Source organism: Agrobacterium sp. SUL3 (assembly GCF_001263295.1).
Taxonomy (GTDB): domain Bacteria; phylum Pseudomonadota; class Alphaproteobacteria; order Rhizobiales; family Rhizobiaceae; genus Agrobacterium; species Agrobacterium tomkonis.
The window spans coordinates 127,335-150,315 of record NZ_KQ414498.1; the positions used below are offsets into that span (position 1 = coordinate 127,335).

Below are 22,981 nucleotides of genomic sequence, written 5' to 3' on the forward strand. Positions count from 1 at the left end.
CGGGATCGGCGGGCCTTTTTTATGATCCCGGGAACGTGCCTTGGCAGACGATGAGGACAAGGACAGTAAAACAGAAGCCCCGACGGAGAAAAAGCTCCGCGATGCGGCTGAGAAGGGCAATCTTCCCTTCTCTCGGGAAGTGCCGATCTTTGCCTCGTCGCTCGCATTTTACTGTTATCTGGTCTTCTTTTTGCCCGATGGCGCCGGCCGTCTTGGCGTCACGCTGAAAGACCTGTTCGGTCAGCCCGAACAATGGGACCTCAGCACCCGGCCTGATGCCCTGTCTCTGCTTTATTTCCTCGGCACGTCCATGGCCTATCTGCTCATGCCGGCCATGATCATGTTCATCGTCTTCGGCCTTGCCTCGTCGTTTCTCCAGAACCTGCCATCGCCAGTGCTTGAGAGGGTGCGCCCGCAATGGTCGCGCATCTCGCCCGCAAAGGGGGTCACGCGCATTTACAGCAAGCAGGGCTTCGTGGAATTCGGCAAGTCGCTGTTCAAGATATTGATCGTCTCGATCATCATGTTCATGTCGCTGCGCGGCGATTTCTACAGCCTCATCGACCTGATGTTTTCCGATCCGCAGGTGATTTTTGTCAGGGTCGTCGAGATCGTCAAGAAAATGATGGTCGTGATCCTGCTTTCGACCGCATTGCTTGCCGCCGTCGATCTTTTGTGGACGCGCCACCACTGGTTCAGCCAGCTGAAAATGACGAAACACGAGGTGAAGGAAGAGTACAAGCAATCACAGGGCGACCCTGTGGTCAAATCCCGCCAGCGTTCTATCGCCCGCGATCGCGCCCGCCGCCGCATGATCAACAATGTGCCGCGCGCAACACTTGTCATCGCCAACCCGACACACTTTGCGGTGGCGTTGCGTTACGTGCGCGAAGAAGGTGACGCGCCTGTTGTCGTCGCCAAGGGCCAGGACCTTATCGCATTGAAAATCCGCGAGATTGCGGAAGAAAACAATATCCCCGTTTTTGAAGACCCACCGCTCGCACGCTCCATGTTTGCGCAAGTCTCGATCGATAGTGTGATTCCACCAGCCTTTTATAAGGCTGTGGCTGAGCTCGTTCATCGGGTTTACGCCATGAAGTCATCGAAAATACGGGTTCAATAAAACCAATGAAAAAATCCGCCTATTCTGAACAGCGGGAAATGATCGTCGCAGAGGCGATCAACCCGATCGCTACCGAATTACGATTGCTAGACCCGGCAGACCTGATTTCGTTGCTCAGATTCGAGTGTTATGGCAGCATCGCCGACCTCGTCTCTTCCGCCGCGGAGCTTTATTATCATCCCGGCACGATCAATTTCGGTGCGGGTGGCGAATACAAGCTTGAATGGGAAGGCGCCCCGGAGATCGTTCTCGATCTCGAAATCAAACCGAAAGGCGCCACGGTCTATGCGCAGTTGATTCTCGCCAATGAACATGCGGCGGTCGAGATCAATCATGTTTCGTTTCAGAACCCGTCGGAAAATCCGGATGAGAATACCGAGTTCCTGCGCAGAAGCCTGATGGCGGCCCGATTCGTTCCGGCCCATCAGGGCGAGGCGGCCTGAACATCATAACCGGATAATTATCCGTTGCGACTGCCGAATTGGCGGTCGCAACGGTTTTGTTTGATCGCTTTTTTGCCCGAGCTTGCCTGAAGCCTGCCGCTTTATGCGAAACCGCTCCGGCGAAGCGAGGAACGCCTTGCAAATCAGCGTTGTTGTTTGGTACCTATCGAATTAACGATTTGTTAACGAACGGCAGGTCGCGGTGGCTCATTTCAACCATCGCCGATGCGCATGATGCTCCTGCTCGTTTTCGGCGCTGCGCCGGATTTCTTCTTACATTTTGAATTGGGTGGAACCCATGACCAGCATTATGACCAATGCGGCGGCAATGGCCGCGCTGCAAACCTTGCGCATGATCGACAAGAGCCTTGAGACAACGCAGGCGCGTGTCTCTTCGGGTTACCGTGTCGAGACGGCGGCGGATAACGCGGCCTATTGGTCTATCTCCACGACCATGCGCTCCGACAACACGGCGCTTTCGGCCGTACAGGACGCGCTGGGTCTGGGAGCCGCCAAGGTCGACACCGCCTTCGAGGCCGTTGAAAGCGCCATCGAGACAGTCAAGTCTTTGAAGGCGAAGCTGGTCGCCGCCTATGGCGTAGGTAGCAACCGGACGAAGATCCAGGAAGAAATCAAGCAGCTTCAGGACCAGCTGAAAAGCATTTCCGAATCGGCCTCCTTCTCCGGCGAAAACTGGCTCCAGGCGAAAATCGGCGATGGCAAGACACCGGCTGCCGAAGAGCCGACCATCAAGAAGATCGTTGCCTCGTTTACCCGCACCGCTGCAGGCTCGGTGGGCGTAACGACTGTCGATTATTCGCTTGATTCGAGCACCGTGCTGTTCGATCTGAGCGGCGGAAAATTCGGCATTCTCGACACCGAGGCCCGCTTCCTCCGGAAGAACGAGACGTCGGTCACGATGCGCACGACGGACACGCCCGCGCTACCTGCACTTCCGACAGTCACCGACAAGAATTACGTGGTTACTACGCTGAAGGACAGCGAGGTCGCTGCTTTGGCCGGCTTCAGTCTCAAGGCAACGGGTATTTATACGAATGCCGCCAGTACCCAGGGATATTTGAAGATCGGTGACGGCGTCTGGGTAAAGCTCACCTCTACGGATCCGGCAAGTGCCGCCGCTCCGGCCACCGACAGCACCACACCGGTCGCAACGACGACATCGCCGAACACCAACTGGTACTACGACATTTCCGCGGCAGTCGATCCCGACACCCGCAAACTCGGAATCTCGGTATCGACGCTCGACATCAACAAGCTGACCGACCTCGCCCAGAAAATGGGAACGATGACGGGAGAGCAATATACCGAAGCCGATGTGCTGGATGCGATGATGTCCTTTGTCGACGGACAGCTTGAAGCGATGACCAGCGCGGCATCCAGCCTTGGTTCGCTGCAGAGCCGCATCGATATGCAGGAAAACTTCGTTTCGAGCCTGATGGACGTGATCGACAAGGGCATCGGTCGTCTCGTCGATGCGGATATGAACGAGGAATCGACCAGGCTGAAGGCGCTGCAGACGCAGCAGCAGCTCGGCATACAGTCGCTTTCGATCGCCAATGCCAACGCGGAGAATATCCTCCAGCTCTTCAAGTAAGGGTTTGGCCCGGCGTGGGCAGGCGCGGAGACAAGACGCGGAGACAAGGCGCGGGCTTCCGGAACAGGCCGCCTTCATCCTCGCACAAGTTTGAACACCTAACGTCGGGGCAATATCGGCTGGATCGCATGGCGTGATCCGGCCGGAGCAATGGAAGAGACGGACAGGGTAGCAAGGATGACGATGGTGCCGCCAAACGGCTTAAATCGCAGGCAAGGAAACATGTCTCGCCTCTCTGGCCAGTTTTGCCGGGGGCGCGCATGAGCGCCTCTATTGCAAGATATCTCAAGGATTTCGGTGACAGCCAGCCCGCCGGGCTGGCGTTTGGCGATCCGCTGGCGGATGCCGAGGGCATGTCCGGGTTCGATGATGTCGCTGCCGGTTTCGATGAGTTCGAGACCGTCGATGTCGAAAGCGAAAAACAGGCTGCCTATGCGCGTGGCCGCGACGATGCGACCCGGGAAATCACTGAGAAGATGCAGGCCGAGCAGGACGCGTTACTGGCTTCCCATGCGGCCGAACTGGAGGCCCTGCGTTCCGTCTACCTCGAGGAGATCGCGGTTTTCCTGTCCCGTGGTCTGCGTGAGGGCATCGATGCGATCGCGGCCAATCTCAGCGAACAGACGGCCGGTATCCTTGCCCCGGTTCTGACGGAAGAGCTGTCGCTCAAGGCGGTTTCGGCGCTGGCGGATGTCGTGCGCGCTTCCATGCCGGATGGCGAGGCTGTCACGATTGTCGTCAAAGGTCCCAGAGATTTGTTCGAGCATTTGAAGGCCCAACCGGGCTTCGAAGAAGAAACGATGAAATTTACCGAGACCACGGACATCGACCTTTCCGTCGAACTGGGCGAAAGCGTGTTCGTGACCCGCATGTCGGCCTGGGCGTCCAGTCTTCGCAAGGTGATGAAATGAGTGAAGGCGAAAATCACCACCACGGCAAAAACGAGATCATCATCGTCAAACGCCACAAGGGCGGACACGATGGCGCCCATGGCGGTGCTTGGAAAATCGCCTATGCCGACTTCATGACGGCCATGATGGCGTTCTTCCTCGTCATGTGGCTGGTCAATGCCGCCAATGAGGAGACCAAAGCCTCGGTCGCCAGCTATTTCAATCCGATAAAACTGTCCGATGAAAAACCCTCGTCCAAGGGGCTGGAAAAGCCCGTGGACAAGGAAGAGGGTGTCGAGAAAAAGGACCAGTCGAATATCAAGGCGGAAAAGGTGACCCAGGGCTCTGCCGCGGCGACGGGCGAGGACCTGACGTCCCAGACTGGCGAACAGTCGAATTTCTCGGAAGCCGACTTCTTCGAGAACCCCTATTCGGTACTGGCGGAAATCGCCCAGCAGGTCGGGCAGCAGGCCAATGTCAGCGCCAAGGGCGAGGGCGGTGCTGCTGATTCCGGCCCGGCGACGGGCGCAAGCGGTGGTGAAGCCTATCGCGATCCTTTCGACCCGGATTTCTGGACCCAGCAGGTGAAGATCACCCGCGCCGACCAGCAGCAGAACCCGACGGAGCCGCAGCAGACGGCGGAGAAGCAGCAAGATGCCGCCAAGGATGCCGAAGCGGTGTTAGCCGCAGCCTCTCAAAAGCCCGCGGATCATTCGCAGGACGGCAAGCCGATGGAAGTTGCCGCCGTTGTACCGCAGCAGCGCCCGGACGCCACCGAGCAGGCAGCACTCGCAAAATCTCAGCCAGACGAGCAGCAGGCCACTGATGCCGAATGGCAAAAGGCCGACACGCTGCGCGAAGAAATCGAAAAGCAGATTTCAGGCATTACCGGCAAGCTCTCTGAAGGCCTGGTGGTAACGCCGGCCGAAGGTGGATTGCTGCTCACCATTTCCGACCAGTCGGAGACGCCGATGTTCAATGTCGGATCGGCCGTGCCGCGGGGTGAAATGGTTCTGGCCATGGAAAAGATCGGCAAGTTGCTTCAGGAACGGGGCGGCAGCGTGGTGATCCGCGGCCACACCGACGGACGACAGTTCAAGGGCGAAGCCAATGACAACTGGCGGCTCTCAATGGATCGCGCCCACAGCGCCTATTACATGCTGGTGCGTGGCGGCCTGTCGGAAGAGCGGGTGAAACAGGTCTCGGGCTTTGCGGATCGCAGATTGCAGGTGCCGGCAGACCCTCTGGCGGATGCCAACCGCCGTATCGAAATCCTGCTTGAGGCCGATCGGGGGTGAGTGTGACGAAATCCTCGAAACGCTGGCTTTTTCTCGCGGCGACGCTTTGCGGTCTCGGTGCGGAGCCGATCAAGGCATTCTCGCAATCGCAAGACAGCCTCATGCCCTACGCCATGTTGCGCTCCCTGCAATTCGTGCAGGATTCGGTTGCCATGGGCGACCATTCGGCAACGGAAATGCAGCGGTTCCTGCTCCAGACGATCGATGAGCGGCTTAAAAGTGCACCATCGGCGATCTTCAAGGATCCGCGTAATGTCGATGCGGCGCTTGTCTATGCCATGAGCGGCGGCAATCCGGCGACGCTGGAATTGCTGGTCGCGCGCGATGTGGACGGTAATTTCGACAGTCGCGTCGCCGATATCCTGCGCAAATACCTCTCGGGTAAGGGTACGCTGGTGGCGCAGAGCATTGCAGCCATGGTGCCGGAATATCGCGGCACGCGGATCGGCGCCTACCTGGCACTGATCGGCGGCAATGTGACGATCCCGCGTGATCCGCTGGCGGCCCTCGGTTTTTACGACATAGCCCGGCTCGAAGCGCCAGGCACCATCGTCGAGGAGGCGGCCCTTCGCCGCTCGCTGGCGATTGCGGTTGAAGACGGCGATGCGGCGCGCGGTGTCGATTATGCGCAGCGCTACGCGCGGCGATTCCTGCATTCGCCATATGCCAGCCAGTTTGCGGATCTTCTGGTCTCGCTGGTGGTCAAGCGGGCGGATTCCATCAGCGAGGAAGCGATACAGGAAACATTCGCCATGATGGACACGGAAAGGCAGAAGGAAGCCTATCTGCGCCTCTCCCGTCTGGCGGCGATCAGCGGCAAGGACGGGCTGGCACGCATGGCGGCGCTGAAGGCGAAAGCTCTGTCTCCCGCCCTGCCGGACCAGCCGGAAGCACAGGCAAATCTCTATGAAAGCCTTTCCAACATCGGCACGCCCGATGTGGTGAGTGCGATCGAGACGATCGTGCAGATCCCCGAAGGGCAGCTTTCAGATCGCGACAGGGCGCTGCGGGATGCAGCAAGGGCGATCGCCGAGCAGGTGGTCCGCGCACCCTCGTTGCAGCCGGGGCAGCCCGGCGCCGAGGTCGGCGCTGCGACTACCCAGCAGGACGCCAGACAGAACCCATCCTCGAATGGGACAGCTGGCACTGGAGAAAAGAGCATATGGCGGGTTGAAACCCACAAGGCTGACGATGAGGGCGAGAATGTGCGGCAACTCGTAACGAGCGGCCGCAGCAAGCTTGATGAAATCGATAGCCTGTTGAAGAAAGGCGAGGGGGCACCATGATCGACGGAACCATCAACGCGATAGTGAATGCGCCATATAATGATCCGCGTGCCGGCAGCGCTGCAGTCAGGGACGACGCCAGGGGCGGAAGTTTCGGCGAGGCCCTGTCCACCGTTCGCGATGAGCGCCCAACGCAGGCACAGCATTCGCGCCATCAGCAGGAAGCAGGTTCGGCTGAGGAGCAGCACGCGCAGCCCGAAGGTGGCGAAGAAGAAGCAAAGACACCGGTGAAGCGGCCTTCGACCTTCCTGAATGTGATCGGTAACGACCATTCCGCAGAAGGTCGCAGCCATGAGACGGCAGCCGAACTTCAGAACGCGGGGAAACCGGCGCGCACATCGGTCGAAAACGGCAAGACCGGCAAGAAGCTCAAGGACGACGCCGACAAGGATACGAAAACGACGGCGGATGCCATTGAGCCGAAACTGGCGGATATGAATACGATCGCGACCAATGTCGGCGATATCGCGACGGCCAAGACACCGCTTGAGGAGATCGCACAGGCGATCGCCGGCAAGGCTGATCCGGTCAAATCCGACAGGACCGAGACCGTCCGTGGCAAGACGGAGCCTTCGCCCAAGGACATGCCGACACGAGCCGAGCTTGCTGGCAATGAGGCCGAATCCGGCTCGGATAGCGAAAATGGTGCTTCGGCATTCCGCTTCGCCTCAGCGCGTTCAGGCACGTCCCGCGCCCTCGACATGAGCACGGTTCAGCGCGAAGGCCGCGTTGAATTTGATGCCCGGGAAAGCACCGGCAAGGCGGCGGATACGATAACGGTGCTCGATTCACGGCGGTTCATCGGCCTGGCGCCATCGACCAACGCATCCGCATTGACCGGTCTCATCGCCAATGATCCGGAATGGGTCAGCGCGATGCAGCCCGGTTCGTCGCTCTCCAACGCCGCTGCCCAGAGCAGCACAGGCAAGGTTGTCCATACGCTGAAGCTGCATATGACGCCGATCGAGCTTGGATCGGTGACGATGTCGCTGCGTCTGGCCGGCGACGAGCTCGCCGTTCACATGACGGTGGAGAGCGTTGCGGCCTATAAAAAGCTTCAGGAAGACAGCAAGAGCATCCTTGATGGCCTGAAAGCGCAGGGTCTGACGGTCGATAACATCACGATCAGCATCGCTTCTTCCGACAAGAGTGACCAAACGGGCACACAAGGCAACAATCAGCAAAATCAGCAGGCGCAGCAGCAGGGCCAGCAGGCCGCTGCAGGGCGCAACCGTGACGAGTCCGGCGCACGGGATGGCCGGCAAGGCAATGGTGATAATTTGGGGGTGCATAATGAAGGCATGGATGGCGCTCTCGGCTCTGGCCGTTCTTCTGCTGACAATGGCGTCTACCTCTGAAAAAGCCTCGGCTTCGGCAACATCAGGTGTCTGTGAAAGAGAAATCCAGTCCGCCGCCCGCAAATATGGCGTGCCGGAGGGAATTCTCTATTCCGTTGGCCTGACCGAGACGGGCCGCAAGGGACGGCTTGACCCCAATGCCATGAATATTGAAGGAAAACCGGTATTTGCCGCATCCACGGAGGAGGCATTGACCACTTTCGAGGCGGCGAAGCGCAATGGCGCCAAGCTGATCGACCTCGGATGCATGCAGATAAACCACTATTTTCACGGCGAAAACTTCACATCCGCGCGCGAAATGTTCGATCCGCGCCGCAATGTCGAATATGCCGCCATGTTCCTGCGCAACCTTCACAACAGGCATGAAACCTGGACCATGGCGGTCGCGCGTTATCATGCCGGCCCCAATAACGATCCGGCGCAGAAGAAATATGTCTGCCGGGTCATCGCCAATCTGGTGGCGACGGGCTACGGAAAATGGACTGCCAACGCGAAAAATTTCTGCGACGGTTGACAACCTGAAATTGTCTTTAAGAACCGCAGGACTCGTAATTTGAAATGTGGCGATAGATTGATCGAAAAAAGGCGCTGCAAGCGGTTTTTTGGGAATTTTAAAATTTTTACACAAAAATTTTGTGCCATATATGGTTAACAACCACTATATATAGATCAAATCGGCACAAAATAGTTAATCAATTATTAATATCTATCGATGATTTCCTACAGTTGTCGCTGAATCCCCCGATTCGTACCAATGCCTTATTGGAAAACACCACACTGATTCGGAGGCGGACGAATGATCGTAGTGGTTGATGAGCGCGAGCTCGTTAAAGACGGCTATACATCTCTATTTGGGCGTGAGGGCATTCCCTCGACCGGGTTCGATCCGGTCGAATTCGGGGAATGGGTCTCGACGGCAGCGGAAAGCGATCTTGCGGCCGTGGAGGCCTTCTTGATCGGCCAGGGCGACCGGAGCTTCTCTTTGCCGAAGGCGATCAGGGATCGCACGACGGCGCCGGTTATCGCGGTCAGCGACCAGCCCTCGCTGGAATCGACGCTGGCACTGTTCGACAGCGGCGTCGACGATGTCGTGCGCAAGCCGGTTCACCCCCGTGAAATCCTGGCGCGTGCGGCGGCGATCCGTCGCCGGCTGCAGGTCATTTCGAACTTTACCGATGCCGGACCTATCCGGGTTTTCTCCGATGGCCGTGATCCGGAAGTCGGTGGCGAAGTATTTCCCTTGCCGCGCCGCGAGCGCCGCATCCTTGAATATTTGATCGCCAATCGCGGACGCCGCGTCTCCAAGACGCAGATTTTCAATGCCATCTACGGCATCTTCGATGATGACGTCGAAGAGAATGTCGTCGAAAGCCACATCAGCAAGCTGCGCAAGAAGCTGCGCAAGAAGCTCGGCTACGATCCGGTCGATTCCAAGCGGTTCCTCGGCTACAGCATTGATTGGCAATGATCTTCATTGACCCGCGTGGTCTTTTTCAAACGCGGTATTTCAGACAGCTTCACGCAAGCCAAACGCTTTACCTTCTCCCTGAAAGATGACCACGAGGGTTTTTGAATGAGTATTTTCGGCACTATGCGAACCGGTGTGTCCGGCATGAATGCGCAGGCGAACAAGCTGGGCACCGTGGGCGACAACATCGCCAACGCAAGCACCACCGGCTACAAGCGCGCATCGACGTCGTTCTCCTCGCTCGTTCTGCCCTCCTCGTCGGGCAGCTATGCCTCCGGCGGCGTGCAGTCCAATGTACGCTACAGCATTTCCGAGCAGGGCAACCTCTCCTACACCACCTCGAGCACCGATCTTGCCATTCAGGGCAACGGTTTCTTCGTGGTTCAGGATGGTGCAGGCACGCCTTACCTCACACGCGCCGGTTCCTTCGTGAAGAATGCCGAAGGTTATCTGGAAAACGCAGCGGGCTTCCAGCTGATGGGTTACCCCTACGGCTCCAACCCGCCGGCTGCCGTCGTCAACGGCTTTACCGGTCTCGAGGCCATCAACGTCAACAATTTTGGTCTGACGGCATCGCCCTCGACGCAGGGTAGCTTCCCGGCCAACCTGAACCGTGACGAAGCAATCGTACCGGCAGGTTCGCGCCCCATTGACAACGTCGCAACCGCAAAGATCGGCGCAAAAACATCGCTGACGGCATTCGACAGCGGTGGTGCCAAAGTCCTTTACGATTTCTATTATACGCGCATCGACAATGACACGTCCGGCAACCCGCAATGGGAAGTGTCGGTCTATCGTCAGGATCAGTCGACGAATGGCGGCTTCCCTTACACGGCAACACCGGCTGCAAATCTGGTGCAGGAGAAGGTAACGCTGGTCTTCGATCCGGCGACCAACAAGCTGAAAACCGGAACCCCTGCATCTCCGACATCCATCACCATCGACGATCAGGTCAGCGGCGTAGCGCAGTCGATCAAGATCGATCTGTCCGAAATGACGCAGTTCTCCTCGAAGTTCACGCCCGGCACCGCAATCCTGAACGGTAACGGTCCGAGCCAGATCAAGGATGTCGAAATCGGCAAGGACGGTGTGGTGACGGCAGTCTATCAGGATGGTGGCCGCCGCAACATCTACCAGCTGGCGCTGGCAACCGTGCCGAGCGTCGACAACCTCAGCCCGCAGAACGGCAACGTCTATCTGCCCAGCAACGAGTCGGGCGTCGTTACCATCGGTTTCGCGCAGACGGGCAGCTTTGGTTACATCCAGAAGGGTGCACTGGAAGGCTCAAACGTCGATATCGCCAGTGAACTCACCGACATGATTGAATCCCAGCGTATCTATACCGCGAATTCGAAGGTCTTCCAGACTGGATCGGATTTGATGGACGTCCTGATCAATCTGAAGAGATAGTAATTCCTACGAGGACAGATGAATGTCGCTCACGTCAGCAATGAATACTGCGCAGTCGATTTTCAATAATACAGGTAAGCAGACAGACGTTACTTCGAAGAATATTGCCAATGTCGGCAATGCGAATTACGTCAAGCGAACCGCCATTCTCGGCACGACCATGGCCGGAGCGAGTATCGTCTCCAATGGCCGTGCCCAGAATGAAAGTCTTCTCAGGCAGACGATCTCCAGCGCCTCGCTGGCCACCGGTCAGAACACCGTTCTGACCGGCCTTGAGGAGATGAAGAGCATTTTCGGCGGCAACAATTATGAAAGCTCGCCGTCTACCTACATGAAGGAATTGCTGAAGAGCCTGAGCGGTTACGCCGCCAAGCCGAGCAATGCTGCCCTTGCGGCGACGGCTGTGACCTCGGCTGCGGATGTCGCCAGTTCCCTGAACAAGGCGTCTTCCGAATTGCAGGCGATGCGTCTGCGTGCCGACAAGGAAATCTCCCTTCAGGTCGACAAGCTGAACGGCCTGCTTGCAAAATTCGAGGAAGCCAATAACGAGGTCAAGGCGCAGACGGCGATCGGCGGTGATCCGAGCGACGCCCTTGACCAGCGCGAGACCTTGTTGAAGGACATTTCGTCCATCATGGGCATCAATGTCGTCAATCGTCCAAACAACGATGTGGCGCTTTACACCACGGAAGGTGCGACCCTCTTCGAAGTCGTGCCGCGCAAGGTCACCTTCAAGGCGCAGCCGGGCTACGATGCGACGACCACGGGCAATGCGATCTATGTCGATGGCGTGGCGCTCAAGGCCGGCAACGGCAGCAACACGACAGCGGAAGGGTCGCTGCAGGGTCTGATGCAGGTTCGTGACGATCTGGCACCGACCATGCAGAGCCAGCTCGACGAAATCGCTCGCGGCCTGATCACCATGTTTGCGGAAAAGCCGATCACGCAGCCGGCACCGCCCGCGACGCCCCTGACGGCGAAACCTGGCCTGTTCACATGGGCGGGAGCAACGGCCACAAGCGAGATTCCTGCCGCTGGCGTTATCGTTCCGGGACTCGCTGCCAGCATTAACGTCAACTCCGCGTTAATTATTTCGAAAGGTGGAAACCCGGAATTGTTGCGCGACGGCGGCATCAACGGTACCGCTTATATTGTCAATACCACAGCTACGGGCGGCACTGGCTTTTCCGCCCTGATCGACAGCTATGTGACCGCATTCGACGCGCCCATGAATTTTGCCGCGTCGACACGTATCGATACGAATACCAGCATCTTGAAATACGGCACCAACTCGATGGGTTGGCTCGAACAGGAACGATCCGGTGCGACTTCGGCGAACGAAGCGAAAAGCGCGCTCTATGAGCGCTCCGCCGCCTCCTATTCGAACAATACGGCGGTTAGCCTGGATGAGGAGCTGTCGCTGCTCATGGATATCGAGCAGTCTTACAAGGCAGCCACCAAGCTGGTGACCACCGTCGATGAAATGCTCAAGTCCTTGATGGACATGGTGAGGTAAAAGATGAAAACGTCATTCATTTCATCGCTGGCGATGCAGAACAGCATGCGCAGCACCATCCTCAAGGCCCAGCTTGAGATGACCAAGCTCAATACCGAACTGACGACAGGCAAGCACGCGGATCTCGGCGTCACTCTCGGTGCCAATACGGCCCGCAGCCTCGATCTCAATCGGGATGTGGAGCGGATTTCTTCGCTTGTCACGGTCAATTCCTTTGCCACGCAACGTCTTGAATCGTCGCAGACGGCATTGGACGGCATGGCAAAGGCCGCCCAGGAAATCCTCGGCGTTCTGGTGCCGAATACGAGCAGCGCGCAGCCCACGCTTGCCACCGTCAACCAGAAAATTACCAATGCGCTCAACAATTTCACCAGCTTCGCGAACACTGCTGTCGATGGCGAATATCTGTTTTCCGGTACGAATACGGATGTGAAGCCGGTCGATGACTATTTCGCCGATGGTTCGACGCTGAAGACCGCTTATAATGATGAGCTGAACCATTTCATGGCGACGCAGACGCCGCCGGTGGGAAGCATCGCCAACCTGTCCAAAGATCAGGTCAACGCCTTCATGACCCATATGGAAGGCGTATTCAACGGCACGACGACGGTCACCAACCCGCCGCATAGCAGTCTTACCACCGGTCAGAACGTTGATTTCTGGACGACGTTCGGCTCCAAGGCCAGCGACACCAACATGACGAGCCGGATCAGCCAGAACGAAGTGATCGAGACATCGACCAACAGTAATTCGCAGGGCATGCGTTATTTCGCGATGACGGCAATGACGGCGATGACCTTCCTCGACGACAAGGTTCCGAGCGATGTCCGTGAAGCTGTCGCCACCCGCGCGGTTACGACAATCGGTACCGCGATCGACGGTTTGAACCAGCAGGCCAGCGGCCTCGGCCTCTCGCAGGAACGCGTCAAAAAGTCGAACGACTCTTTGGCCGCGCAGAAGAAGATCATCGAGACGCATCTGCTGGATATCGAAGGTATCGATACCTACGAAGCGAAGACCCGTCTCGACCTGCTGCAGCAGCAGATCGAAATCGCCTACAGCCTGACGTCGCGTCTGCAAAAAATGAGTCTGGTGAACTACCTCTGATGAACAGGGGTGGCGGCAGATAAAGGATACATGAATGTACCAGTTTTCCTACGCCGAAATCATGGAGGATGGTGTCGCAGACGCGAAGGATCGCGAGCGGCAGGCGTTGACCAAATCGATCGAACTGCTTGTGGAGGCAAAGGATTCGTCTTCCCAACGCCATACGATCGAAGCACTTTTTTACACTCGGCGGGTCTGGATCCGATTCATTGAGGACCTCAAGCAGCCGGATAACCAGCTGGCTATGGAACTGAGGGCCAATCTGATCTCGATCGCGATCTGGATTTTGAAAGAGTGCGAACTGATCCGGAAACGTCAGTCGACGAATTTCCAGGGCATAATTGACGTGACAACCATCATCAGGGATGGACTGAAATGAAAAGTACACTTCGAATCTCGCTGAAATCGGGCGAAAAGATTTTCATCAACGGTGCAGTTTTGCGGGTGGATCGCAAAGTGGCGCTCGAATTCCTGAACGATGTCACGTTCCTGCTTGAAAACCACGTTTTGCAGCCGGAGCAGGCGACGACGCCGCTGAGGCAGCTTTATTTCATCGCGCAGATGATCCTCATCAACCCGGAAGGGCGCGAACAGTCTACGAACATGTTCCGCAAGTCCGTCAGCATGCTGCTGAACTGCTTCCAGCATGATGAGATATTGGCGGAACTCAAGCGGATCGACGGGCTGGTTGCCTCGGGCAAGGCCTTCGAAGCGCTGAAGGCCATTCGCGGTCTTTATCCGACCGAGGAAAAAATCCTCAACAATCAGGAAATGACCCCCGCAACGATCGAACAGATTCGCAAGGAGATCGCACCATGGCGGTAGATGCAGTCAACTCGGCAGCCTCTAACCCCTGGGCCAATGCCGGGGCGAGCAGCAATGACAAGAACGCAGCTTCGCTGAACTATGACAGCTTTCTGAAGCTCCTCATCGCCCAGATGAAGAATCAGGATCCGACCAGCCCGATGGATGCCGGTCAGCAGATGTCGCAGCTGGCAAGCTTCTCGCAGGTTGAGCAGACGATCAAGACCAACACCCATCTGAAGAGCATGCTGCAGGCCGAAGCCCTGACACGCGCTTCCGATCTGGTCGGCAAGACGGTCAAGAGCGCCGACGACAAGGTCACCGGTGTGGTGAAGGAAGTCGAAGTCTATTCGGACGGCGTTGTCGCCATTACCGAAGCTGGTGACAAAGTGTTGCTGCAGGCCGGTGTGAGCTTCTCGAACGGTCCGATCGCGACTACACCTGATAGCGATACCGATTCGGATAAGCCTGCCGATTCGTGATAGCGTAGGGGCGGTATGATGCCGCCCTTCTGAAATAAAGGATGCGACGATGAACGAGGCCGATGCGCTTGATATCATGCAGGCAGCAGTCTGGACTGTTCTCGTCGCCGCCGGTCCGGCCGTTCTGGCCGCCATGATCGTCGGTGTCGCCATTGCCTTCATACAGGCCCTGACCCAGGTTCAGGAAATGACGCTGACGTTTGTTCCTAAAATCGTGACGATCATGCTCGTCCTTGGCATTGCCGCCCCCTTTGTGGGTGCGCAGATCGGCCTTTTTTCCAATCTCGTATTTTCGCGCATCCAGTCCGGCTTCTGACATCTGAGCGCTGCGGATGCCACCCTCGCGCAAGCTTCAGCGACTAGGGATAGGCTGAAGCATCGGACCGAATTGCGCGCGCAATTTCGAAAAGCCGGTGTCGCGAACCGTGCGGCGGCTTTTCCGTCGCCCTTCTCATGAAGAGACAGGACGATTTTATGGCGCAACCACCAGTCATCTCCTTGCCCAAGGTAAGTCCGAGCATGCGGGACGTCGGCTTCGCGCTGGGCATCGTGGCAATCCTTTGCGTTCTGTTTCTGCCCATTCCAGTCGTTATGGTGGATATCGGGCTTGCGTTTTCGATAGCGCTTTCGGTTCTCATCCTCATGGTGGCGCTCTGGATCCAGCGTCCGCTGGATTTCTCGTCGTTTCCGACCGTGCTGCTGATCGCGACCATGATCCGCCTGTCGCTGAACATTGCGACAACGCGTGTCATCCTTTCGCACGGTAATGAGGGGCCGACGGCGGCGGGCGGCGTGATTGCGGGTTTCTCCAGCCTCGTCATGTCCGGCGACTTCGTCATCGGTCTGATCGTCTTTCTGATCTTGATCACGGTCAACTTCATCGTCATCACCAAGGGCGCCACTCGTATCGCTGAAGTCGGCGCGCGCTTCACGCTGGATGCGATTCCCGGCAAGCAGATGTCGATCGATGCGGATTTGTCCGCCGGCATTATCGATGAAAAGGAAGCACAGCGCCGTCGCCGCGAACTGGAAGAGGAAAGCTCCTTCTTCGGTTCGATGGACGGTGCCTCGAAATTCGTCCGCGGCGATGCGATCGCCGGTCTTATCATCACCGCAATCAATGTCTTTGGCGGCATCATCATCGGCTATTTCCGCCACGGCATGCCGATCGGCGAGGCGGCGGATGTTTTCGTCAAGCTTTCGGTCGGCGACGGTATCGTTTCGCAGATCCCGGCGCTTATCGTGTCGCTGGCGGCCGGCCTTCTGGTGTCGCGCGGCGGCACCGCCGGCTCGACGGATCAGGCGGTCGTCAATCAGCTGAGCGGCTATCCCCGCGCTTTGATGGTTTCGGCCATGCTGATGGGCTTGCTGGCGGTTATGCCGGGTCTTCCCTTCCTGCCCTTCATCTTCCTTGGCGGCATCATGGCCTTCGGCAGCTGGTATATTCCGCGCCAGGCCGAAGCTGAAAACGCTCTCCGCCGTCAGGAGGAGGAGAACAAGGTTCTCCAGACCACCGAAGCGGAAAAGGATTCGGTCAAGCAGGTGCTGAAAACCGCCGAGATCGAACTGGCGCTCGGCAAGCAGGTGTCGACCCGCCTTCTCGGCGCGCATCAGGAGCTGGCCTTCCGCGTCGGCAAGATGCGCAAGAAATTTGCGACCCAATACGGCTTCGTCGTGCCGGAGATCAAGGTCTCCGACGACATCATGATCCCGGAAAAGGCCTATCAGATTCGCGTCCATGGCACGACCATCGCGTCGAGCAACCTGCGTGTCGGCGATGTTCTCGTGGTGACCGGGGCAGGGCGCAAGCCGAGCATTCCCGGCGACGAAATCCGCGAACCCGCCTTCGGCATGCCTGCCGTCTCGATCCTCGAAACCTTCACCGAAGATTTGAAACGCGAAGGCTTCCACCCGATCGACAATGTCTCTGTCGTGCTGACGCATCTGAGCGAAGTCATCCGCAACAACCTGCCGCAGCTCCTCTCGTATAAGGACGTCAAGATCCTGATCGACAGGCTTGATCCGGAATATAAGAAGCTGGCCGACGAAATCTGCTCGTCGCACATGTCCTATTCCGGCCTGCAGGCGGTTCTGAAACTGCTGCTTGCCGAACGCGTATCGATCCGCAACCTGCATCTCATTCTGGAAGCGGTCGCCGAACTCGCACCGCATGTGCGCAAGACGGAACAGATCGTCGAACATGTGCGGGTGCGCATGTCGCAGCAGCTCTGCGGCGATCTCGCCGACAACGGCGTGCTGCGCGTCCTGCGCCTCGGCAACAAGTGGGACATGGTCTTCCATCAGGCGCTCAAGCGCGATCAGAAGGGCGAAATCGTCGAATTCGATATTGATCCGCGCCATCTCGAAGAGTTCTCCGAGCAGGCTTCGAAAGTTATCCGTGAATTCATGGATCGCGGACTGCCCTTTGTCCTTGTAACCTCGCCGGAAACGCGGTCCTATGTGCGCATGATTATCGAGCGACTCTTTGCGACCCTGCCGGTTCTTTCACATGTGGAACTGGCCAAGGGTCTGGAGATCAAGATCCTGGGCGCCATTTCATGATAACCGACCCGCAAGGGACAATTATCGCATTGTTCCTTGCCATTTGCCGTATCGGCGCCTGTTTCATGACAATGCCGGGCTTTTCCAGCTCGCGCATTTCACCGCAAATCCGCATGTTGCTGTGCGTCGCGGTGTCCATGGCGCTTCTGCCGGTGCTGTGGGATACGATCTATCCGAAAGTCTCCGGCGCAAGCCAGGGCACGGTCGTCGGCCTCATCTTCACCGAGGTCGTCATCGGTTCGATGTATGGCCTGATCGCACGCTTTTATACGCTCGGTTTCCAGTTTACCGGTGCGCTCATCGGCGCTTCCATCGGTCTCAGCGCGCCCGGCGGTGCTGACGTCATCGAAGAGGTGCAGGAAAACCAGATATCCAACTTCATCACCTTCGGTGGTCTGCTGGTGCTGTTCATGCTGGATTTCCACCATATCGTTTTGAAAGCGCTGGTTGATTCCTATACCGCCACGCCGGTCGGGGCGCTTATCAGCGGCCAGAAGATGCTGATCACACTCACCGATACGCTGCGGGCATCGTTCTCCATCATGCTGCGGCTTGCCAGCCCCTTTGTGATTTACGGCCTGATGTTCAACGTTGCCGTCGGTCTCATCAATAAGCTGGCACCGCAGATTCCGGTTTATTTCATCTCGACGCCCTTCGTTCTGGCGGGTGGTCTTTTCATGCTTTACCTTTCGGTCGCGGCCCTCATCCGTCAGTTCGTGGATGGTTTTGGCCCGGTCTTCATCGGTTTTTGATCTGGAGAAACCCATGGCTTCGGACAAGCGATCGGCAAAACTCAAGCGTCTGGTAACGGTCCAGCGCCACATGGAAAAAATGGCCGAGGTGGAGCTGGCCGATACCACCCGCGTGCGTACCGAAGTGGCGCAATCCATGGACAACGTGCTGGAAGCCATGAGTTCCATGGAGCCGGTGCATCAGACGTTTTCCAGACATTATTCGGATCGTTACGGCCGCCTTGTGGTCAAGGATCGCCAGCTTGCCGGCGTGCAGCAATTGCAGGAAAACAAGGTGCTGAAGGAAAAGACCAAGGCCGACCGGCTTGAGGACAGAATGCACCTTGCCCGCGATCTCGAGGATCGCGAGGCCGACGACAATGCAATCTATGATCTGCTTGAAATGACAAACGCATCCCGGACACCAGCCTCCAGCAAGGTTGGCGATCCATAGTCCGTTCCATTGTTGCATCGCGGGCGTTCGAAAGACGTCTCCGGCGATGTTTCTTGATTGAACGGACGCGTCGGCTTTCCATGCCACACGTTCGTCAGCTCGGGAGATCGGGACGTGGCGATATCGGTGATAAGTGATCTGGTGATGGATGTGGTGCGCGCTGCGGACCCCCAGGAAGTACAGATCGCCCAGGAAAAGCTGAAGGCGAACAAGGCGGCTTTTGCCGCAACCAGCCTTGCAGATGCGGGCAAGGGCTTTGGCGCCGCCGTCGATATGCTGGATGGCGCCTCCTCGAAGGCGGGCCTTGGCGACACCAATATTCGCTCGGCGCGCACGGAGATTCCCGAAACCTACCGCAAATATGAAGCCTCAGTTCTCCAGACCTTCGTTGCCAACATGCTGCCGAAAGACAGCGAGGAAGTTTATGGCAAGGGTAATGCCGGCGAAATCTGGAAAAGCATGATGGCGGAACAGTTTGCCGACACGATCTCCAGAAATGGCGGCGTCGGCATTGCGGAACAGGCCTACAAGGATGCGTTGAGGAAAGCCGAAAGCAAAGGCATTACCGACGTATCGATGAATGAAAAAGACCATAATGCTGCAATTCGGATGGTGGCGGAGTTCGAGCGGCAGGTCCTCGGCGTTTCAAATGATAAAACGGACGAGGCTTGAGAATGAAAAACCTTAACGAGGAGACAAGCATGGACCTTATGTCGAACGACCACCGTATCCAATCCGTTCTCGGCCGCCTTGAGATGATCATTGACAATGAGAACGACAATATCGGTAAGGATCCGCAATTCGACTTCAAGGTTTCCAACGCCCATAAAAGCCGTTGCCTCTATGAACTCACCATGCTGTTTCGCGACACACCGCGCGAAGACATCGCCGGTGGTTATCTGGAGCAGGTGAAGGGCATCAAGTCCAAGCTCGCGACCAATGCCAGCCGCGTTGAGGCGCATCTGAACGCAGTTCGCGCCGTCGCGGACCTGCTCAAGAACGCGATCCAGGAAGCCGATACGGACGGCACCTATTCGCAGGAACAGTTCATGTACGGTGCCGCCTCCTGATGTTGAAGCTTCTTCTCACCGGCGTCTGGGTTTGCGCCGTCACGCTCGGCGCGGTGTATTTCTCCGTCCAGATGGCGACGGCGCCGGGAGATGAGGCGGGCGAGAAAAAGACCAATCTGCAATTGGTCAAGGGTGAAAGCATCACCATTCCCGTCATCAATGATGGCGGGGTGAACGGCTATTTCCTCAGCCGTATTTCGCTGCGTGTCGACAAGGACAAGATGGCGAAGATCGAGTTGCCGGCAACGCAGCTGATGACCGACGAGTTGTTCACGCTTCTGGCTGGCTCTTCCATGGTCAACATCGCCAATATTTCCACCTTCGATCCCGAGGCTTTCAAGCAGCGCATCCGCGAGGGGCTGAACAAGAGGCTCGATGACGAGGTGGTCGAGGATGTGCTGATCGAGCAGCTGGATTATCTGTCGAAGGCAGATATTCGCGAGCAGAATGGCAATGGCACACCCCGGTCGGTCAAGATCGTCGAGGGCGAGAAGGCCGAGGCTGGCAAAGAAGCGGCCGCTGCGCCCAGCCACTGATGTCGCAGGGCGCGGCTCAAGGGCCCGCCAACACGCGGTTCGCCGGTCTGGTTAACCGTTCCTTTGCGCGAGCCCGAATATTCGATCGATTGCTTTCAGCATAACTTCAACCTGCACCTGTATAAACAAATCCATGAGCCGCCGTGCCGCAACCATGCGCCGGATCGGCGGCGGTGAATTTGGCATTCGGGGGTTGGCAATGAATTTCGCGGCAGGTTTTGCGCGGCCGGGATCGCAACGGAATATCCACGGACTGCGTGTCTGTGATCTGGACTGGAGTGGGGCACTGGAGCTGGTCAGCGGCCGGGCTTCGGCTTGTGAAGGGCACACGATGCTCTCCTTTCTGACCATCGATAAAGCCCGCCTGTCGCTCAAGGATATCGCTTACCGCGAGATTCTGGAAAGCTGCCTACTTCTGCCGCAGGGCAAGGCGATGAATGCAGCCGCCCGTGTGGAAAATGGCAAGCCTCTGTCCGCTGCCATCGATGGCGTTGCTTTCGTCATGGCGCTTCTGACCTATATGGCGGTGCCGAAACGGATTGGTGTTGCCGGCGACGATGCGGCGCAGGTTGGTGAAGTGCTGGCAAAGCTGCGTGCCCACGCGCCATGGCATGATTTCGTGATGCTGGGTCGGGATGCGTCCGGGGTGAAGGTTGATGTTCTGCTCGCCGGCATGAGCGGTGAAAACCAGGAGAGATGGTTGCACAGAACCGTCAGCCGTCAGGATGTGCGCGTCGCAATCGCGGTCGGCCCGCTGTTCAAGGTGTTGTCGTCCGAAGTGGCGGGCATGCCGGAAATCTTCCGCAAGCTGCATATGAGCTGGCTTTACAGCCTCTGCGCCGAACCCTGGCACATTGCGCTCGGCAAAGCTGAGACGGGTTCGCGCAGCCCGCGTTAACCATTTGTTTGCCACGATCCTTTAACCTCTCGTAAGGTTTTGACAGTCGCCCGTCGCGGGCGGCACCGAGGGTGGCAGACGGCTTCAGATGGTTGATAACAGTCCGGACATGATGGCGACCCGTCCCGACGAGGACGATTTTGCCGTGCCGCCGTCGCAATGGCGCAGGCATTGGCTGCGGCTTCTGACGGCAGGTTGCGTCTTTGCCGCCACCGTTACCGGCGCGGCTCTTCCGTTGCTGCTGATCGATTCCGGTTTTCGCGGATATGTTTCGCAGGCCCGGATCGAGATCACCCAGACGTCCTATGACGCACCCGATGCCGCCCGTTTTCTGGCGATGGCGCGACGTACCCTGTTATCTCCCGCCGGGCTTGACCGGGTCAGCGGCGATCTGAAGCTGAAACCCGCCGATATGGTGGGCGTTCGCAATCAGGGTGAGCTTGGCCTGCTTGTCGATCTTTTGACAGGGGCGGACGCGCGTCCGCTTTCCCCGCGAGAAGCACTGAATGGTGCAGTGGGTGAGGCGATCCGGTTGGAACTGACGCCGGATGAAAATACGCTGATCGTGACCGCAAAGGCCGCGACGCCGGAAAGCGCGATGCGTCTGACCGATTATCTGTCAATGCGGGTCATGGCGGATGGCAAGGCCGGCACCATGACGCCCGCCATGCGTGAGACGGAGCGAGCGCGCAAAAGACTGGACGAGGCGGAAGCGGCGTTGAACGGTTTCCAAATGCGCCATGGCGATGCCGTTCTCTCTGATGTGCAGCAGCTCGAACAGCAATTGCGCGACGTAAACGACAGCCTTGCGGGCAGCACGCAGCACCAGCAGTCGCTTCAGGCGGATTTGACGGTGGCCTCCGCCCTCAAGCCGAATGATATTTTGTCGAAGCCTTTGCCGACCGGCGCGGCTTTCGCAGCGCTCGAGGATATCAGGCAGAAACAGGCGACCGCCAATATGGCGCTTGCCAGTGTCTCGGTTGATTATGGTCCCAAGCATCCGCGCCGCATCGCCGCCCAGAATGCGGTGGATGCTGTGCAGGCGCTGGCAGCTCCCGCATTGCGCCAACTGGTTGAAGGTTTGCGGGTGGATGAAAAGCGCATCGCCCAGGAGATTGCGACCGCGAATGGCGAGCGTAAGAAACATCTTGATCGCCTGGATAGCCTCGGCGTCGCCCCCGGTGAGCTTTCGCGATTGCAGGCTGAACTTGAGACGGCGAGAAATGCCTATCTGGAAGCAAGCGAGCGCCGCGATCTGTCCTCTTCCACCACGCCAGCCATCGAGACCCGCCTTGCAAGGAAGGCCGGACCGGGTGAACTGTCGCGTGATCTGACACAGGCGGCGATGATGGCAGGCGGCGGCGGCCTTATCGGCCTGCTGGGCAGCCTTTACCTCCTGAGCTATCGTCGTCATGACGAGGAACAAGAGGGCGAGCTGGTCGTCGAAAATGGAGTGCCACTTCCCGCCTCCCTCGATGGGCCGGAGCAATCGCTGCAATTTTCCGAATTCGAGCAAATTGAGCCGGCGGTTTTCGATGATCTGGAAGACCTTGCCGCAGCAGATTATGTCCAGCCGGAAGACGCCTTCGCTGACTATTATGCCGAGGCTGCAAATGATGCCGACGATATGCCTCTGGACGAGCGCGTGCGGCAGGTGCTGATGGGTAACCGAACGGTCAGAAACGCCACTCAAATGTCACCGGAGCTTCCGCCATTGCTTGGTGAAGCCCTTGCCGGGCACTTCGATCATGAGCAGGCCGAAGCCGAGGAGTTGGCGGAATTGAGACGCGAGCTGGCGCTTCTGAGGGAGCGTCTCGCCGATTACGCCGATCACCAGGACGACTACCGCAAAACTGCCTGACGAGGCTGTATTTTTGCTTGCATTCCTGCAAAGGGGGCACCATACGGGGCCAACGTAATCCAGCAGGAG

At 57.8% G+C, this 22,981-nt stretch carries 24 protein-coding genes; all 24 read left to right on the top strand.

Annotation, left to right across the window (positions count from 1 at the left end; translation table 11 throughout):
• The first annotated feature begins 40 nt into the window (after positions 1–40).
• The 24 genes from flhB (at position 41) to AKG12_RS00860 (ending at position 22,912) form a co-directional block, all read left to right on the top strand.
• On the top strand, positions 41–1,123 hold the full coding sequence (gene flhB, locus AKG12_RS00745; protein ID WP_052817098.1) for a flagellar biosynthesis protein FlhB: 1,083 nt from the start codon (positions 41–43) through the stop codon (positions 1,121–1,123).
• 5 nt (positions 1,124–1,128) lie between these two features.
• A complete protein-coding gene (locus tag AKG12_RS00750) occupies positions 1,129–1,566 on the top strand; it encodes a BspJ family T4SS effector nucleomodulin (RefSeq protein WP_046800591.1) in 438 nt (145 codons plus the stop codon).
• Positions 1,567–1,864: 298 nt separating this feature from the next.
• The gene (locus tag AKG12_RS00755; protein WP_052817100.1) at positions 1,865–3,181 is read left to right on the top strand and encodes a flagellin N-terminal helical domain-containing protein; all 1,317 of its coding nucleotides are present in this window, start codon (positions 1,865–1,867) and stop codon (positions 3,179–3,181) included.
• Between the two features lie 260 nt (positions 3,182–3,441).
• On the top strand, positions 3,442–4,092 hold the full coding sequence (locus AKG12_RS00760; RefSeq protein ID WP_052817831.1) for a hypothetical protein: 651 nt from the start codon (positions 3,442–3,444) through the stop codon (positions 4,090–4,092).
• Entirely contained in the window at positions 4,089–5,369 is a 1,281-nt protein-coding gene (locus AKG12_RS00765) for a MotB family protein (RefSeq protein ID WP_052817103.1), read from the top strand. Before AKG12_RS00760 ends, AKG12_RS00765 begins: the two co-directional genes overlap by 4 nt.
• Positions 5,366–6,655 (top strand): chemotaxis protein MotC, encoded by a 1,290-nt coding sequence (gene motC, locus AKG12_RS00770; protein ID WP_046800594.1) that lies wholly within the window; start codon positions 5,366–5,368, stop codon positions 6,653–6,655. Before AKG12_RS00765 ends, motC begins: the two co-directional genes overlap by 4 nt.
• Positions 6,652–8,013, top strand: coding sequence for a flagellar hook-length control protein FliK (gene fliK / locus AKG12_RS00775; RefSeq protein ID WP_052817105.1), 1,362 nt, complete (start codon positions 6,652–6,654; stop codon positions 8,011–8,013). The genes motC and fliK overlap by 4 nt, the downstream gene beginning before the upstream one ends.
• Positions 7,961–8,527: a lytic transglycosylase domain-containing protein gene (locus AKG12_RS00780; protein WP_046800596.1), complete on the top strand. Its 567-nt coding sequence runs from the start codon at positions 7,961–7,963 to the stop codon at positions 8,525–8,527. The genes fliK and AKG12_RS00780 overlap by 53 nt, the downstream gene beginning before the upstream one ends.
• Before the next feature lie 282 nt (positions 8,528–8,809).
• The gene (locus AKG12_RS00785; RefSeq protein ID WP_046800597.1) at positions 8,810–9,481 is read left to right on the top strand and encodes a response regulator transcription factor; all 672 of its coding nucleotides are present in this window, start codon (positions 8,810–8,812) and stop codon (positions 9,479–9,481) included.
• A gap of 105 nt (positions 9,482–9,586) precedes the next feature.
• Positions 9,587–10,891: a flagellar hook protein FlgE gene (locus tag AKG12_RS00790; RefSeq protein WP_046800598.1), complete on the top strand. Its 1,305-nt coding sequence runs from the start codon at positions 9,587–9,589 to the stop codon at positions 10,889–10,891.
• A 22-nt stretch (positions 10,892–10,913) separates the two neighbouring features.
• Complete coding sequence (gene flgK / locus AKG12_RS00795; RefSeq protein ID WP_046800599.1) at positions 10,914–12,407, top strand: flagellar hook-associated protein FlgK; 1,494 nt, start codon at positions 10,914–10,916, stop codon at positions 12,405–12,407.
• Positions 12,408–12,410: 3 nt separating this feature from the next.
• Complete coding sequence (locus AKG12_RS00800) at positions 12,411–13,514, top strand: flagellar hook-associated family protein (RefSeq protein WP_046800600.1); 1,104 nt, start codon at positions 12,411–12,413, stop codon at positions 13,512–13,514.
• A 34-nt stretch (positions 13,515–13,548) separates the two neighbouring features.
• On the top strand, positions 13,549–13,893 hold the full coding sequence (gene flaF, locus AKG12_RS00805; protein WP_045021979.1) for a flagellar biosynthesis regulator FlaF: 345 nt from the start codon (positions 13,549–13,551) through the stop codon (positions 13,891–13,893).
• Complete coding sequence (gene flbT / locus AKG12_RS00810; protein ID WP_046800601.1) at positions 13,890–14,339, top strand: flagellar biosynthesis repressor FlbT; 450 nt, start codon at positions 13,890–13,892, stop codon at positions 14,337–14,339. Before flaF ends, flbT begins: the two co-directional genes overlap by 4 nt.
• Positions 14,330–14,800: a flagellar hook assembly protein FlgD gene (gene flgD / locus AKG12_RS00815; RefSeq protein ID WP_046800602.1), complete on the top strand. Its 471-nt coding sequence runs from the start codon at positions 14,330–14,332 to the stop codon at positions 14,798–14,800. Before flbT ends, flgD begins: the two co-directional genes overlap by 10 nt.
• Before the next feature lie 49 nt (positions 14,801–14,849).
• Entirely contained in the window at positions 14,850–15,116 is a 267-nt protein-coding gene (fliQ, locus tag AKG12_RS00820) for a flagellar biosynthesis protein FliQ (RefSeq protein WP_046800603.1), read from the top strand.
• 158 nt (positions 15,117–15,274) lie between these two features.
• Complete coding sequence (gene flhA / locus AKG12_RS00825) at positions 15,275–17,362, top strand: flagellar biosynthesis protein FlhA (RefSeq protein WP_046800604.1); 2,088 nt, start codon at positions 15,275–15,277, stop codon at positions 17,360–17,362.
• A complete protein-coding gene (gene fliR, locus AKG12_RS00830) occupies positions 17,359–18,114 on the top strand; it encodes a flagellar biosynthetic protein FliR (RefSeq protein WP_052817107.1) in 756 nt (251 codons plus the stop codon). The genes flhA and fliR overlap by 4 nt, the downstream gene beginning before the upstream one ends.
• Before the next feature lie 13 nt (positions 18,115–18,127).
• Entirely contained in the window at positions 18,128–18,547 is a 420-nt protein-coding gene (locus AKG12_RS00835) for a hypothetical protein (protein WP_046800606.1), read from the top strand.
• A gap of 114 nt (positions 18,548–18,661) precedes the next feature.
• Positions 18,662–19,219, top strand: coding sequence for a rod-binding protein (locus AKG12_RS00840; RefSeq protein ID WP_046800607.1), 558 nt, complete (start codon positions 18,662–18,664; stop codon positions 19,217–19,219).
• Between the two features lie 29 nt (positions 19,220–19,248).
• A complete protein-coding gene (locus AKG12_RS00845) occupies positions 19,249–19,617 on the top strand; it encodes a hypothetical protein (RefSeq protein WP_046800735.1) in 369 nt (122 codons plus the stop codon).
• Positions 19,617–20,153, top strand: a complete 537-nt coding sequence (locus AKG12_RS00850; RefSeq protein ID WP_046800608.1) for a flagellar basal body-associated FliL family protein — start codon at positions 19,617–19,619, stop codon at positions 20,151–20,153. The genes AKG12_RS00845 and AKG12_RS00850 overlap by 1 nt, the downstream gene beginning before the upstream one ends.
• Positions 20,154–20,352: 199 nt before the next feature.
• The gene (locus AKG12_RS00855; protein ID WP_052817833.1) at positions 20,353–21,051 is read left to right on the top strand and encodes a WecB/TagA/CpsF family glycosyltransferase; all 699 of its coding nucleotides are present in this window, start codon (positions 20,353–20,355) and stop codon (positions 21,049–21,051) included.
• A gap of 88 nt (positions 21,052–21,139) precedes the next feature.
• The gene (locus AKG12_RS00860; protein WP_052817110.1) at positions 21,140–22,912 is read left to right on the top strand and encodes a GumC domain-containing protein; all 1,773 of its coding nucleotides are present in this window, start codon (positions 21,140–21,142) and stop codon (positions 22,910–22,912) included.
• Positions 22,913–22,981 lie beyond the last annotated feature (69 nt).